The sequence below is a fragment of the Streptomyces sp. NPDC056580 genome, from assembly GCF_042793175.1.
Classification (GTDB): Bacteria; Actinomycetota; Actinomycetes; order Streptomycetales; family Streptomycetaceae; genus Streptomyces.
In genome coordinates, this window is record NZ_JBHTVE010000009.1 from 348,925 (window position 1) to 363,802 (window position 14,878).

General features: G+C 73.5%; 9 protein-coding genes and 3 pseudogenes. 8 read left to right on the plus strand and 4 right to left on the minus strand.

The features are described 5' to 3' along the window. Positions 1 to 15: 15 nt before the first annotated feature. From ACFQ9Z_RS22335 to ACFQ9Z_RS22345, 3 genes are all read left to right on the plus strand, one after another. Positions 16 to 1,446, plus strand: coding sequence for an NAD(P)/FAD-dependent oxidoreductase (locus ACFQ9Z_RS22335; RefSeq protein ID WP_383021091.1), 1,431 nt, complete (start codon positions 16 to 18; stop codon positions 1,444 to 1,446). 123 nt (positions 1,447 to 1,569) lie between these two features. Next, positions 1,570 to 2,043 carry a hypothetical protein gene (locus ACFQ9Z_RS22340; protein WP_383021094.1) on the plus strand — a complete coding sequence of 158 codons (474 nt, stop codon included), beginning with the start codon at positions 1,570 to 1,572 and terminating at the stop codon, positions 2,041 to 2,043. Positions 2,044 to 2,112: 69 nt separating this feature from the next. Further along, positions 2,113 to 3,930: a chitinase gene (locus ACFQ9Z_RS22345; protein ID WP_383021098.1), complete on the plus strand. Its 1,818-nt coding sequence runs from the start codon at positions 2,113 to 2,115 to the stop codon at positions 3,928 to 3,930. 73 nt (positions 3,931 to 4,003) lie between these two features. Here the strand turns inward: ACFQ9Z_RS22345 and ACFQ9Z_RS22350 are convergent. Beyond that, positions 4,004 to 4,531, minus strand: a pseudogene (locus tag ACFQ9Z_RS22350) (hypothetical protein); the annotation flags it as partial. 376 nt (positions 4,532 to 4,907) lie between these two features. After that, positions 4,908 to 6,242 carry a 4-aminobutyrate--2-oxoglutarate transaminase gene (gene gabT / locus ACFQ9Z_RS22355; RefSeq protein ID WP_383021103.1) on the minus strand — a complete coding sequence of 445 codons (1,335 nt, stop codon included), beginning with the start codon at positions 6,240 to 6,242 and terminating at the stop codon, positions 4,908 to 4,910. A gap of 287 nt (positions 6,243 to 6,529) precedes the next feature. On the opposite strand from gabT, the gene ACFQ9Z_RS22360 reads away from it, so the two are divergent. The 4 genes from ACFQ9Z_RS22360 (at position 6,530) to ACFQ9Z_RS22375 (ending at position 12,543) form a co-directional block, all read left to right on the plus strand. Continuing rightward, positions 6,530 to 8,656, plus strand: coding sequence for an ATP-binding protein (locus ACFQ9Z_RS22360; protein ID WP_383021108.1), 2,127 nt, complete (start codon positions 6,530 to 6,532; stop codon positions 8,654 to 8,656). 137 nt (positions 8,657 to 8,793) lie between these two features. After that, positions 8,794 to 10,365 (plus strand): PucR family transcriptional regulator, encoded by a 1,572-nt coding sequence (locus ACFQ9Z_RS22365; protein WP_383021114.1) that lies wholly within the window; start codon positions 8,794 to 8,796, stop codon positions 10,363 to 10,365. 187 nt (positions 10,366 to 10,552) lie between these two features. Beyond that, positions 10,553 to 11,998, plus strand: coding sequence for an aldehyde dehydrogenase family protein (locus ACFQ9Z_RS22370; RefSeq protein WP_383021119.1), 1,446 nt, complete (start codon positions 10,553 to 10,555; stop codon positions 11,996 to 11,998). Positions 11,999 to 12,195: 197 nt separating this feature from the next. Continuing rightward, positions 12,196 to 12,543 (plus strand): hypothetical protein, encoded by a 348-nt coding sequence (locus ACFQ9Z_RS22375; RefSeq protein WP_383021122.1) that lies wholly within the window; start codon positions 12,196 to 12,198, stop codon positions 12,541 to 12,543. A 164-nt stretch (positions 12,544 to 12,707) separates the two neighbouring features. Here ACFQ9Z_RS22375 and ACFQ9Z_RS22380 read toward each other — a convergent pair. Next, a pseudogene (locus ACFQ9Z_RS22380) lies at positions 12,708 to 13,390 on the minus strand (fibronectin type III-like domain-contianing protein); the annotation flags it as partial. Between ACFQ9Z_RS22380 and ACFQ9Z_RS22385 the strand changes: the two are divergent. Next, positions 13,379 to 13,628 (plus strand): annotated as a pseudogene (locus tag ACFQ9Z_RS22385) (beta-galactosidase); the annotation flags it as partial. The pseudogenes ACFQ9Z_RS22380 and ACFQ9Z_RS22385 overlap by 12 nt on opposite strands. A 44-nt stretch (positions 13,629 to 13,672) precedes the next feature. On the opposite strand, the gene ACFQ9Z_RS22390 reads toward ACFQ9Z_RS22385, so the two are convergent. Then, a complete protein-coding gene (locus ACFQ9Z_RS22390; protein WP_383021127.1) occupies positions 13,673 to 14,686 on the minus strand; it encodes a LacI family DNA-binding transcriptional regulator in 1,014 nt (337 codons plus the stop codon). Positions 14,687 to 14,878 lie beyond the last annotated feature (192 nt).

Here is a 14,878-nt window from a genome sequence, read left to right on the forward strand (position 1 = left end):
TAGGGAGTTGAAATCATGGCCCCGAGCGCCATGAGTCGTGGCAAAGACAACTGGATCTCCGCTCTCTCCGAAGCCCGGCCGGTCCCGTACTGGCTGGAAGACCCCGGCAAGCCCCAGCCGGAGCCCGCGCTCACCGGCGCCGAGACCTGTGACCTGCTGGTCGTCGGCGGCGGGTACAGCGGGCTGTGGACCGCGCTCAACGCCAAGGAGCGCGACCCGGGGCGGGACGTGGTCCTGCTCGAAGGCCGCGAGGTGGGCTGGGCCGCCTCCGGCCGCAACGGCGGCTTCTGCGCCGCCTCCCTCACCCACGGCCTGCCCAACGGCCTCACCCGCTGGCCGGAGGAGATCGCCCGGCTGGAGGAGCTGGGCCGGCGCAACCTCGACGGCATCGAGGCCGCCGTCGCCCGGTACGGCATCGACTGCGACTTCGAGCGCACCGGTGAGATCGACGTGGCCACCGAGACCTACCAGGCCCGGGAACTGCGCGACTGGCACCGGGAACTGGAGGCCAAGGGCCTGGCCGACGGCATCGAGTTCCTGGACGCCGACGCGGTGCGCGAGCAGGTGAACTCGCCCACCTTCGAGGCGGGCCTGTGGGACCGCCGGGGTGTGGCCATGCTGCACCCGGCCAAGCTGGCCTGGGGTCTGAAGCGGGCCTGTGTGCGGCTCGGGGTGCGCGTCTACGAGCACACGCCCGCCCTCACCCTGAAGCAGTACGGCGCCGGCATGGCGGTGCGCACCCCGTACGGCTCGGTCCGCGCCCGCCGGGTCGCGCTCGGCACCAACATCTTCCCGAGCCTGCTGCGGCGCGTGCGCTCGTACACCGTCCCGGTCTACGACTACGCGCTGATGACCGAGCCGCTGAGCGCCGGCCGACTGGAGTCCATCGGCTGGAAGAACCGCCAGGGCCTCGGGGACTCGGCCAACCAGTTCCACTACTTCCGGCTGTCCGCCGACAACCGGATCCTGTGGGGCGGCTACGACGCGGTCCACCACTACGGCGGCCGGGTGCGCGCCGAGTACGACGACCGCCCGGAGACCTACGCCAAGCTCGCCGGGCACTTCTTCACCTGCTTCCCGCAGCTGGAGGGCGTCCGCTTCACCCACGCCTGGGGCGGTGCGATCGACACCTGCTCGCGCTTCTCCGCGTTCTTCGGCACCGCCCACCAGGGGAGGGTGGCGTACGCGGCGGGGTACACCGGGCTCGGGGTCGGCGCCACCCGCTTCGGCGCCGACGTGATGCTGGACCTGCTGGCCGGGGAGCGCACCGAGCGGACCGAGCTCGAGATGGTGCGCCGCAAGCCGCTGCCGTTCCCGCCGGAGCCCTTCGCGTGGACCGGCATCGCCCTGACCAAGTGGTCCCTGGCCCGCGCCGACGCGCACGGCGGACGGCGCAACCTGTGGCTGCGCACGATGGACCGGCTGGGCCTCGGCTTCGACAGCTGAGCCCGGCGGGCGGTGACCGGGCTCACTCGAAAGAGGAGCCGGGACCCGCGTAACGCACCCGGGACGACCTCCCTCTCCCTTCTGGACGCGCCCGTGTCCGAGGCGGAGAGGGAGGTCTTCTTGATGAGTGCGGCCAGGACGGCGGTCGAGTGGCTGGTGGCGGTCGCGCCGGATCCCGAGGCCTGCCGCCGGGCGTGGGAGCGCAATCCGCTCGGCGTCACGCTGCTGCCGGCCGGCCGGTTGTGGGACGTGCTGATCCTGCCGGGGGAGCTGGGGTATCCCACGCTCGACGTGCTCACCCGGGTGCTGGACCGGCCGGGCCCGGTGCTCGTCGACTTCGGCGACAGCCGGGTCGGCTTCCTGGTGCCGCCCGGCACGGCGGCCCGCTGGCTGGGCACCGGGATCCGCACCGCCGGAGCCGGCACCTGGATCGTCGTCCCGTACCCGGGCCGGGCGACCCGGACCGTGCGCTGGCTGGTGCCGCCGGACGGCTCGGGGACGCTGACCGATCCCGCGCTGCTGGAACTGGCGATGCACGAGGCGGCGGCGGAGCCGGCCCGGGGCGGGAGGGGCACGGACGGCGGCCCGGCATCTTGACAACGGCATTGGTCTGGACCAAGTTGAGTGCGCTCCACCCCTCCAACTCCCCTGCCCCCGGAGGCCCTTGTGGACCGCGCCAGACGCGACCGACGCCCCAGATCCCTCCTCGCCCTGTTCACCGCCGCGCTGCTGGCCGTGCCCGGCATCACCGCGCTCTCGTCGGCCGCCGCCCGGGCGGCCGACGCGGACCTCGCGAAGAACGGCGGCTTCGAGTCCGGCCTGGACGGCTGGACCTGCACGGCCGGGACGACGGTCACCTCACCCGTGCACAGCGGCGCCGCCGCGCTGCAGGCCACCCCGGCCGGCAGCGACAACGCCCAGTGCGCGCAGACGGTGACCGTGCGGCCCAGCGCGCAGTACACGCTGAGCGGTTACGTCCGCGGCTCCTACGTCTACCTGGGCGCGAGCGGCACCGGCACCACCGACGTCTCCACCTGGACCCAGTCCGCAGCCGACTGGCAGAAGCTGACCACCACCTTCACCACCGGCGCCGCCACCACGAAGGTCACGATCTACACGCACGGCTGGTACGGCACTGGCGCCTACCAGGCCGACGACATCTCGCTGACCGGCCCGGGCGGGAGCACCCAGCAGCCGCCCGCCGCACCCACCGGCCTGAAGACCGGCACGGTCACCTCGTCCTCCGTCGCCCTGTCCTGGTCGGCGGTGACCGGCGCCACCGGCTACGCGGTCTACCGCGACGGGGTCAGGGTGCAGACGGCGAGCGGCACCTCGGCCACCGTCACCGGCCTCGCGCCCTCGACGGCGTACGGCTTCCAGGTCACCGCGAGCAACGACGCCGGGGAGTCCGCGAAGTCGGCCGTCGTGACCGCGACGACCCCGGCCGGCACCGGCGGCGGCTCACCCGGCCTGCCCGCCCACGCGCTGGTCGGCTACCTCCACACCACCTTCGCCAACGGCTCCGGCTACACCCGCCTCGCCGACGTGCCCGACAGCTGGGACGTCATCGACCTCGCCTTCGGCGAGCCGACCTCGGTGACCTCCGGCGACATCCGGTTCAACCGCTGTCCGGTCACCGAGTGCCCGAACGTGGAGAGCGACGCGGACTTCAAGGCGGCCGTGAAGGCCAAGCAGGCCGCCGGCAAGAAGGTGCTGATCTCCATCGGCGGCCAGAACGGCCAGGTCCAGCTCACCACGGCGGCCGCGCGGGACACCTTCGTCGCCTCGGTCTCGAAGATCATCGACGACTACGGCCTGGACGGCCTCGACATCGACTTCGAGGGCCACTCGCTGTCCCTGAACACCGGCGACACGGACTTCAAGAACCCCACCACCCCGGTGATCGTCAACCTGATCTCGGCCCTGAAGACGCTGAAGGCCAAGTACGGCTCCAAGTTCGTGCTGACCATGGCGCCGGAGACCTTCTTCGTGCAGAACGGCTACCAGTACTACGGCACCGGCAAGTGGGGCGGGCAGGACCCGCGCTGCGGGGCCTACCTCCCGGTCATCCACGCCCTGCGCGACGACCTCACCCTGCTCCACGTCCAGGACTACAACTCCGGCCCGATCATGGGCCTGGACAACCAGTACCACTCCATGGGCGGCGCCGACTTCCACATCGCCATGACCGACATGCTGCTCACCGGATTCCCGGTCGCGGGCGACGCGAACAACGTCTTCCCGCCCCTGCGCCCCGACCAGGTCGCCATCGGCATGCCCGCGTCGACCAACGCGGGCAACGGCTACGTGGCCCCGGCCGAGGTCACCAAGACCCTGGACTGCCTGACGAAGAGGACGAACTGCGGCTCGTACGCGACCCACGGGACCTGGCCCGCCCTGCGGGGTCTGATGACGTGGTCGGTGAACTGGGACCGCTACGCGAACTGGGAGTTCCAGAAGAGCTTCGACGCGTACTTCGGCTGAGCGGGACGCGGGTCACGAGGAACAGGGTGGTCAGCAGCACGGTGCTCAGGCACCAACTGGCCACCACGTCCAGCGGCCAGTGCCAGCCCCGGCGGACCAGACCGAAGGAGACGCCGAGGACGAGGGCCGCGCAGCCGCCGGCGAGGACCCGGCGGGCGGCGGGGGAGCGGAGCCAGGGCATGAGCAGCAGGGCCGTGGAGCCGTACGCGATCGCCGCCGTCGCCGTGTGGCCGGACGGGAAGTAGCCGGTGCCCGGGGACACCACGGGTGTGCCCGGGCGGGCGGTCCACTCCTTCAGCGGGACGACGATCACCGGGACCAGCGCCATCAGGAACGCCGCCGCGGCCGGCCGCAGCCACCACCGCCGCGCGCCCGAGGCGCGCCCGCGCCAGGCCGCGTACCCGACGGCCAGGAGCAGCACGGGGACCGCCACCTCGACGTTCCCGAGGTCGGCGAGGGCCGCGGAGAACCGGTCCGGGTGGACGAGGGTCTGGCTGACCCGTTCGTCCACACGCGTCAGCGGACCACCCGCGACCACCTGCCAGGTGATCACCGCGAAGAGCAGGAGAAGGAGGAGGCACAGACCCAGGAGCACAGCCATGAGGGACAGACTGGCAGGTTTCGGCCGGGAAGGAGGCCGGCCGCCCAGGAACAGGGGGGGGTGGTTCCGGGGCGGCCGTCCGGACCGGAACGTCGCTCGCCCCGGGGGGTTTGGGGCGGCGACCGTCCGATCGGTGAGGAGATCCCGGAGCCGTCAGGCCCCGGTTGTGTGCGCGAGGGCACGACCAGGTCGAAGCTGGGGAGGCCCCGGCCTGAAGTCGCCCACAGTCCCCTGTGGGCGGGGTGTATCTCTCATCTGGGTAGAACCTACGGCAGGCCGGGGCGCTTGGGCAGACGCAATCGCGTCCCGCCATCCACCTCGCACACCTTCTTCACACGGCCTGCCGCAGCAGCTGTTCAGGGTGCGACCAGGTCGCTCAGATGCGCGAGAAGGCCTGCTCGATGATGTCGAGGCCCTCGTTCAGCAGGTCCTCGCCGATCACCAGCGGAGGCAGGAAGCGCAGCACGTTGCCGTAGGTGCCGCAGGAGAGGACCAGCAGGCCCTCGGCGTGGCAGGCCTTGGCGACCGCCGCGGTGGCCTCCGGGTTCGGCTCCTTGGTGCCGCGGTCCTTGACCAGCTCGATGGCGATCATCGCCCCGCGGCCGCGCACGTCGCCGATGATGTCGAACTTCTCGGCCATGGCGCCGAGGCGGGACTTCATGATCCCCTCGATGTTCTTCGCCTTGGCGTTGAGGTCCAGCTCCTTCATCGTCTCGATGGCGCCGAGCGCACCGGCGCAGGCCACCGGGTTGCCGCCGTAGGTGCCGCCGAGGCCGCCCGCGTGCGCGGCGTCCATGATCTCGGCGCGGCCGGTGACGGCGGCCAGCGGCAGGCCGCCGGCGATGCCCTTGGCGGTCGTGATCAGGTCCGGGACGATGCCCTCGTCCTCGCACGCGAACCACTGGCCGGTGCGGCAGAAGCCGGACTGGATCTCGTCCGCGACGAACACGATGCCGTTGTCGGCGGCGAACTGACGGATCGCGGGCAGGAAGCCCTTGGCCGGCTCGATGAAGCCGCCCTCGCCGAGCACCGGCTCGATGATGATCGCGGCCACGTTGTCCGAGCCGACCTGCTTGGTGATCTGGTCGATGGCCTGCTTGGCGGCCTCCGGACCGGCGTTCTCCGGGCCGGTCGGCCAGCGGTAGCCGTAGGCGACCGGGACGCGGTAGACCTCGGGGGCGAACGGGCCGAAGCCGTGCTTGTACGGCATGTTCTTCGCGGTCAGCGCCATGGTCAGGTTGGTGCGGCCGTGGTAGCCGTGGTCGAACACGACGACCGCCTGCCGCTTGGTGTAGGCGCGCGCGATCTTGACGGCGTTCTCGACGGCCTCGGCGCCGGAGTTGAACAGCGCCGACTTCTTGGCGTGGTCACCCGGGGTCAGCTCGGCGAGCGCCTCGGCGACCGCCACGTAGCCCTCGTACGGGGTGACCATGAAACAGGTGTGCGTGAAGTCGGCGAGCTGGGCGCTCGCGCGGCGCACGACGGCCTCGGCGGAGGCGCCGACCGAGGTCACGGCGATGCCGGAGCCGAAGTCGATCAGGCGGTTGCCGTCGACGTCCTCGATGATGCCGCCGCCGGCGCGGGTGACGAAGACCGGCAGCGTGGAGCCCACGCCCTGCGCGACCACGGCGGTGCGGCGGGCCTGCAGCTCCTGCGACTTCGGGCCGGGGATGGCGGTGGCGACGCGGCGCTCCTGCGGAAGTGCGGTCATGGGGGCTCCCTGTGATCTTGCGTACCGGGTGTTCCCGGGGGGTACCGGACGGCGCGTTTTTGGACGCATGTCTCTTTCTTCGCAGGTTAGGGCCGTCGAAGGCGGGTGGGCATGCTCCATGTGGGCACGGTCGGGCCGGCGCGTTGTCCGCGGTGGACATAGCAGCGGGTGACGGATGTGCCGGGTCCGGCCGTCCGCCCGGCCGCGTAAGCGGTGAACTCCCGTTCCCGGGGCGTTAGATTGGCTCGCTGACGGTGGACGGAACGGCAGGTCAGGGGGAAAGGGCCATGGACAGCGACGGGACGCGGGACGCGCGCGGCACGCATGCGAATCCTGTGCCGCGCCCGGCGGTGCCCCCCGAGGGCGCCGTCGTACCGCCCATGCCCCCGGCGCCCCCCGGCGCGCCGCCGCGCCCGGACGGCTCGGCCTTCCTCGCCTGGCTGCGGGCGCCGCGGCCGCAGGCGGCGCCCGGCGTGTGGCGGTTCGGGCACCGGCCGCGGCCCGAGCAGGAACCCGAGTTGATCCCGGCCCGGCAGCTCCTGAGCGGTGCGCTGATCGCGTTCCTGGTGGGCTGGCTGGTGTGGTCCCTGCTGTGGAACGGCTACCTGGGCGGCTGGTGGGTGCTGCCGCTGGAGCTGTTCACCCCGGACTCCTGGCGCCAGGGCAACAGCCGCGTCGGCAACGCCGTCCTCTGGTACTCGTACTACACGCTCATCGCCCTCGCCATCATGTTCGTCGTCGGCCGGCTCGGCCGCTGGGGCGAGGTCTGGCGGCGCTACGGCCCGCCCGCCTGGCGCCCGGCCGCCCCCGCCGCCGAACCGCCGCCCGCGCCCGAGCAGGACCCCGCCGAATGGCCGCAACTGCGTGCCTCCGGTGCGCACGAGGCCGCCGCCCGGCTGGCCGCCGAGGCGCGGGCCGGGCTGATGCGGGACGTCGACCACGCCCGGATCAGCCGGGCCTGGCAGGGCGTACGGTCCGGCGCGCACAGCCTCGCCGCCTTCACCGGCGCCGTGCTGAAGGACGGCGCCGCCGCCTGCCCGCACCCCTCGGGCGAGCGCGACCTGCCCGCCCGGCAGGCCCGGCACGACCTGCTCACCGGTCAGGTACGGCTCGGCACCACGGCCGACGACCCGCGCAACCCCTACCACTACCGGGGCGCCGGACTCGCCCTCGGACCCGAGCTGCTCGCCACCTCCCTGCTCGCCGTCGGCCCGGCCGGCTCGGGCAAGACCGCCTCCCTGGTCCGGCCGCTCGCCGAGTCGCTGTGCCTGCACGCGCTCGCCGGACAGGCCGCGCTCGTGGTCGTGGGCGCGGCGGGCGCCGGACTCGGGCCGGCCGAGTCGTACGACGTGGTCGTGCGGATCGGGCACCCCGACTCCGTCTACGACCTCGACCTGTACGGCGGCACCACCGACCCGGACGAGGCCGCCGCCATACTCGCCGAGGCCCTCGTCGGCGACCTCGCCGACCCGCACCCCGGCAGCGACAGCCGCCGCTCCACCACCGTCCTCGCCCAGCTCCTCGGGCCCTTCCGGGCCGTCCACGGACGCTTCCCCTCCGTACCCGAGCTGCGCCAGCTCCTCGACGGCACCCCCGGCCCGCTGGCCGCCCTCCGCAAGGCGCTCACCGACACCGGGCAGGCCTCGCTGATCCGGGAACTGGACGCGCGCGAACGGCAGATGGCCCATCCCGGAGATGTGGGCGCGGTGCTCGCCGACCGGGTCGCGCTGCTCGACCGGCCCGCCTTCGCCCCCTTCTTCGACACCTCCGGGCAGTCCCGGCCGTTCTCGCTGAAGGCCCTCGACCACCCGGTGCGGGTCCGCATCGACCTGCCGCAGCGCGGCCACGCGGACGCCTCCCGGATCCTGGCCCGGCTGGTGCTCGCCCAGTTCACGGCGAGCGTGACGGCGCGGGAGGACCGGTCGCTCTTCGCCTGTCTGCTGCTGGACGACGCCTCCGGCGTGGTCACCCCCGAGGCGGTCCGCGGCATCCAGCGGCTGCGGTCGGCGGGCGCCGGCGCCGTGCTGACGCTGCGCACCCTGGACGACGTGCCCCGGCCGCTGCGCGGCCCGCTGCTCGGCTCCGCCGGATGCCGGATGGCGCTGTCCGGGCTCACCCCCTGGGACGGGCAGGACTTCGCCGAGGTGTGGGGCAAGGAGTGGACCGAGACCCGGGACGTCACCGACCGGCAGATCATCGCCGAGACGCCGGCCGGGAAGGCCGTGCACATGCTGCGCCGGGTCATCACCGGGCAGGCGCCCACCGCCCGGGCCGTCACCGTCCGCCAGGTGGAACGCGAGCGCTGGTCCGCCTCCGAGCTGGCGCACGGGGTGCCGCCCGGGCACGCGGTGCTGTCGCTGACCACGGTGCGGGGCGAGCACGCTCCGCCGCTCCTGGTGGACCTGCGGCGGTGAGGTGGCGCCTGACGGCCATCGGCGGACCGTACGGTGCGGCAGAATCGGCATAGGCTGTTCATACGCAGCGGCCAAAAGATCCGATCCGGCCGCACCGGAACCCCCGACCGACCGGTTCACCACGACCTGAAGGCCCCATGCCCCCGACCCTCGCCTCGCTCGTCCATCACACCGCGCTCAGACTGACCGTGCGCGCGGGCGAGGACCGCCTCGACGTGCCCGTCCGGTGGGCGCACGTCAGCGAGCTGGCCGACCCCGTGCCCTACATGGAGGGCGGCGAGCTGCTGCTCATCACCGCGCTCAAGCTGGACGCGGAGGACCCGCAGGCCATGCGGCGCTACGTGCGGCGGCTGGCCGGCGCGGGAGTCGTCGGACTCGGCTTCGCGGTCGGCGTCAACTACGAGGAGATCCCCCGGGCCCTCGTCGACGCCGCCGCCGAGGAGGGGCTGCCGCTGCTGGAGGTGCCCCGCCGCACCCCCTTCCTCGCCATCAGCAAGGCCGTGTCCGCCGCGATCGCCGCCGACCAGTACCGGGCCGTCACGGCCGGCTTCGCCGCCCAGCGCGAGCTGACCCGGCAGGCGCTGAACGCCGGCCCCGAGGGACTGCTCGGCGCGCTCGCCGCGCAGATCGACGGCTGGGCCGCCCTGTACGACGCCTCGGGCGCCGTGGTCGCGGCGGCGCCCGAGTGGGCCGGCCGCCGCGCCGCCCGGCTCACCGCCGAGGTGGAGCGACTGCGGGAACGACCCGCTCCGGCGTCCTCGGTGGTGGGCGGCCCGGAGAACGAGGACCGGGTGGAGCTGCACTCGCTGGGGACGGGCAAGCGTCCGCGGGCCGCGCTCGCCGTGGGGACGGCGGCCGCGCTGGGCACCGCCGAGCGCTACGCCCTGCACTCCGCGATCGCCCTGCTCACGCTCACCACCGAACGCTCCCGCTCGCTGCACGCGGCCGAACAGCGGATCGGCGCCGCGGTGCTGCGCATGCTGCTCGCCGGCGAGCCCGACCACGCCCGGGCGGTCGCCGGGGACCTGTACGGCGGGCTGCTCGACGCGCCGTTCCGGATGGTCGTCGCCGAATCGGCGTCCGGCGCCGACCCGCTGGGCGAACTCGCGGAGACGGTCGAGGCCGCGGCCGCGCGCGCCGGTGAGGCGCTGCTCGTGGTCCCGTCCGGGGGGCGGCTGGTGGTGCTGGTCGCCGACGGCGGCGCGGCGGTGACCGCGTGCACCGGGTACGCGGCGGCGCTGGAGGGGGCGCGGGCCGGGTCCGAGCAGGGGGCGGCGGAGCAGGACGACCTGGTCGTCGGCCTCTCGGCGCCGGCCGGGCCGATAGCGGCGGCCGCGGCGTACAAGCAGGCCGAGCAGGCGCTCTCGGTCGCCCGGCGGCGTGGACGGGTGCTCGTCGAGCACGACCAGCTCGCCGCCGGCTCGGTGCTGCCGCTGCTGGCCGACGACGCCGTGAAGGCGTTCGCGGACGGCCTGCTGCGCGCCCTGCACGAGCACGACGCGACCGGCCGCGGTGACCTGGTCGCCTCGCTGCGCGCCTGGCTTTCCAGGCACGGCCAGTGGGACGCGGCGGCCGCGGACCTGGGCGTCCACCGGCACACCCTGCGGTACCGGATGCGACGGGTCGAGGAGATCCTCGGCCGCAGCCTGGACGACCCGGACGTCCGCATGGAGCTGTGGCTGGCCCTGAAGGCGACCTCGCCGGAATGACCGGGCCGTCGGGGTGAGCGGTCCCCGCGGTGTCCACGGAGGCCGCCGCGGCGCCCACCGCGCCAAACCGGCGCACCCCGCCCCCCGACTGCTACGACTCGGACAAGCGACCCCCGCCCGCCGCCGCCCTACCGTTGACCACGAACCGAACGCACACCCACAACGCGGAAGGGCCGGGACGACTCACATGACTTCCACCCACGCCTTCTGGCTCGCCGGCCGCCAGGCCACCGGCGAGGACACCTTCGACGTCACCTCCCCGTGGGACGGCCGTCTCGTCGGCAAGGTCAGCGTGCCGACCGAGGCCCAGGTCGAGGAGGCCGTGGCCGCCGCGTACGCCGTCCGCGAGGACTTCGCCGCCACCCCCGCCCACGTGCGGGCCGCCGCCCTCGACCACGTCAGCCGGCGGCTGGCCGAGCGCACCGAGGAGATCGCCCAGCTGATCTCCGCGGAGAACGGCAAGCCGATCAAGTGGGCCCGGGGCGAGGTCGGCCGTGCCGTCTCCGTCTTCCGGTTCGCCGCCGAGGAGGCCCGCCGGTTCAACGGCGGCGAGGCCCAGCGCCTGGACACCGACGCCGGCGGCCAGGGCCGGCTGGGGCTGACCCGCCGCTTCCCGAAGGGCGTCGTCCTCGGCATCGCGCCGTTCAACTTCCCGCTGAACCTGTGCGCGCACAAGGTCGCCCCGGCCATCGCCGCCGGCGCCCCGATCATCCTCAAGCCCGCCCCGGCCACCCCGCTGTCCGGCCTCATCCTCGGCGACCTGCTCGCCGAGACCGAGCTGCCGGCCGGTTCCTGGTCCATCCTCCCGGTCTCCAACGACCGTATGCCCGCCCTGGTCCAGGACGAGCGCCTGCCGGTCATCTCCTTCACCGGTTCGGAGAAGGTCGGCTACGCGATCATGGACTCGGTGCCGCGCAAGCACTGCACCCTGGAGCTCGGCGGCAACGGCGCGGCCGTCGTGCTCGGCGACTTCGCGAGCGACGAGGACCTGGACCGGGCCGCGGCCCGCATCGCGACCTTCTCCAACTACCAGGGCGGACAGTCCTGCATCTCGGTGCAGCGGGTCATCGCGGACGCCGCCGTGTACGACCGTCTGCTGCCGCGCATCGTCGCCGCCGTCGAGGCACAGGTCACCGGTGACCCGAGCGACGCCAGGACCGACGTCGGCCCGCTGGTCAGCGAGGACGCCGCCAAGCGCGTCGAGTCCTGGGTGGACGAGGCCGTCGCCGCCGGGGCGAAGCTCCTCACCGGTGGCGAGCGCGACGGCGCCTCCTACGCGCCGACCGTCCTCACCGAGGTGCCCGCCGACACCACGATCGCCTGCGAGGAGGTCTTCGGACCGGTCCTCACCGTGCGGAAGGTGGACGGCGAGGCCGAGGCCTTCGCCGCCGTCAACGACTCCAAGTACGGCCTCCAGGCAGGCGTGTTCACACACGACCTGCAGGCCGCCTTCCGAGCCCACCGTGCCCTCGAGGTCGGCGGTGTCGTGATCGGCGACGTGCCGTCCTACCGTGCCGACCAGATGCCGTACGGCGGCGCCAAGCTGTCCGGCGTGGGCCGTGAGGGCGTCAGGTCCGCCATGGACGACTACACATACGAGCGCGTGCTGGTCCTCACCGGGCTCGCGCTCTGACCTGACACCAACAGGTCGCGGAGACGGCCGGAGCCCACTGTGCGGGGGCTCCGGCCGTTTCTGGCAAGGCGGTTGGGCCGCGGCCGGTGACCGTGCCGGCCGACGGGGACGAGCGTGCCGGGGTGCGGACGGGTTGCGGAAGAGGTCTACTGGGTTCAGGGGCTGCCCACGAGAAAACCTACGAGGAGGCAGCTGTCATGGCTCGCTCGTTCCGTTTCCTCTACAGGAATGAAAAAGGCACTGCCCGCAAGAACCTGAACATCGGCGACGGCCTCGGTGTCATGAGCAAGGACTCGGCGGTGGTCGTCACCGCGGCGCAGTTCCTGCCCCATGAGGGAATGGAGTTCCCGGGTCCGTTCCAGACGCAGGGCCGGCCGTTGCTCGGCGCCGCCAACGTCTACGTCACCAACGTCGGCCCGCACGGCGGCGACAACGGAGAGACGGGCGGCGTGGAGTTCCTTCTGCACACCGACTGGGGTGACCCGCTGGATGTGGAAGTGACGGTCACCGTACTGGAGCCGATCGAGAGCTTCACGAAGTTCTGACTCCCGTCATGTGACGGGGGGTCGATCCCGGCCGCGGAGACCGACGACTCCGGCGTGCTGCCCGGGTACGCGGCCTCGCTCGTCGGGGCAGGAACCACGAAGGGCCCCGGCCCCGCTGCCTGTCGGAGCCGGGGCCCTTGTGGTGGCGGGCTGTCTCCGGACCCTCAGCCGGAGAAGCCCACATGCGCGAGCCGCAGGGGCCCGCGCAGTCCGAGACGGACGTCGTGCACGCCCGCGGCGGCGAACGGCGCGTCCACGGCGACGTAGGTGCAGGCATCGGGCGTCGGACCGGCGAGGGCGAGCCTGGTGAGCGGCGGGCCGCCGTCCAGGGAGACCTCCAGGACGCCCTCGCCCGCCAGCCGGGCGCTCACCACGGTCACACCCTCCGCGAAGTCACATGCTCGGTAGAGCAGTTCACAGGCGCCCCGGCCGCGGCGGGAGTCACCGAGTCGCCCGCCGTCCTCGCCCGGTCCACGATCGCGATGCCGGAGTGCCCGTCGAAGTCAGCGCCCTCCAGGCCCCGTTCGGTCACCGCCCGGGGCGCCGGGGACTCGCCGGCCAGGGTGACCCGCGTGCGCAGCCGGAAGTCCTCGCTGGACGCGCCGAGCAGCAGCTCGTACAGGCCCTGCTCCAGCCGCCAGGCGCCCCGGGCCACGTCCCAGAACTCCAAGGAGGACAGGGGGACCTCGAAGTCCAGGCCGGCCCGCTCGCCGGGGGCCGGCGTCACCCGGCGGTGGGCGAGCAGCGCGCGGCGGGGCCTGGGCGCCGACGGGTCGACGGCGCGGGCGTAGAGCTGGGCGACCTCGTCTGCGGTCCGGTCGCCGGTGTTGGTCGCGGAGCGGTCAACCGGCTCGGGGTCAACCACCCCAAGCCGCGCGGACTCAACCGGCTGTGGTCCTTCCAGGCGGTCGCCCGGGGCGCCCACGCGGTCTGCTGCTTCCGGTGGCCCCAGTCCCAGCACGGCGCGGAGGAGTTCCACTCCGGGATGGTCTCCCACGCCGGCGAACAGGGCCGCACCTACCGGGAGACCGCGCGCCCGGGGGCGCGAACTCGCCCCCGTCGGACCGGAGGTGGCCGGACGGCACAGCCCGGATGTGCGGGGCCGAGGGCGGGAAGGGAAGGGGACGCGTCAGGACACGGCGGGGGCCGGCCCCGTGCTCGCCCGTACCGTCAGCTCGGGCGCGATCAGCACGACCTGGTCGTCGCCCCGCCCGGCCAGCTTGGCCATCAGGTGCTCCACGGCGTGCCGGCCCATCTCCTGCGCGGGGATGGCGACCGAGGTCAGCCGCACCGAGGCCTGCACGGCGACCTGGTCCGGGCAGATCGCGACCACGGACACGTCCTCGGGCACCGCCCGGCCCCGCCGGCGCAGCAGCGTGAGCAGCGGCTCCACCGCGGACTCGTTCCGCACGACGAACCCGGTGGTCCCGGGCCGCTCGTCCAGGATCCGGGCCAGCGTCGCGGCCATCGCGTCGTACCCGCCCTCGCACGGCCGGTGAAGCACCCGGACGCCGGTCCGCCGGGCCCGGGCGCGGAGCCCGTCGAGGGTGCGCTCCGCGAAGCCGGTGTGCCGCTCGTACACGGCCGGGGCCTCGCCGACGACAGCGATGTCGCGGTGGCCGAGCCCGGCCAGGTGCTCCACGCACAGCGCGCCCGTCGCCGTCCAGTCCAGGTCGACGCAGGTCAGCCCGCCGGCCTCGGCGGGCAGACCGATCAGCACGGACGGCCGGTACGAGCCGCGCAGCAGCGGCAGCCGCTCGTCCTCCGGCTCCACGTCCATCAGGATCATCGCGTCGGCGAGCCCGCTGCCGGTGACCCGGCGCACCGCGTCGGGACCCTCCTCGCCGGTGAGCAGCAGGACGTCGTACCCGTGGGCCCGGGCCGTGGTGGCCACCGCGACGGCGATCTCCATCATCACCGGCACGTACAGGTCGGTTCGCGGCGGGATCATCAGCGCAATGATGTTCGACCGGGCGCTCGCCAGCGCGCGGGCGCCCGCGTTCGGGTGATAGCCCAGCTCCCGGATGCTCCGCTCGACCCGTTCCCGGGTGGTGGCGGAGATGGACCGCTTGCCGCTGAGGACATAGCTCACCGTGCTCGCCGAGACTCCGGCGTGCCGGGCGACCTCGGCGAGGGTGACCATCCGGCTCTCCGAGCTTCTTGGAGCGCTTCGACAGGGCGCATTGCTGACAAGGGCGAGTGAGGGGTGGTTCGACAGTAACCCCAGCGGCAGTGGGATGTCCCTAAGCTGTCGAAGCGCTTCGACAGCGATACCCGACGGCATGAGGCGCCGCGGCGAACCGGCGCACCTCCCCGTCACCACCCCGCCGCGTCG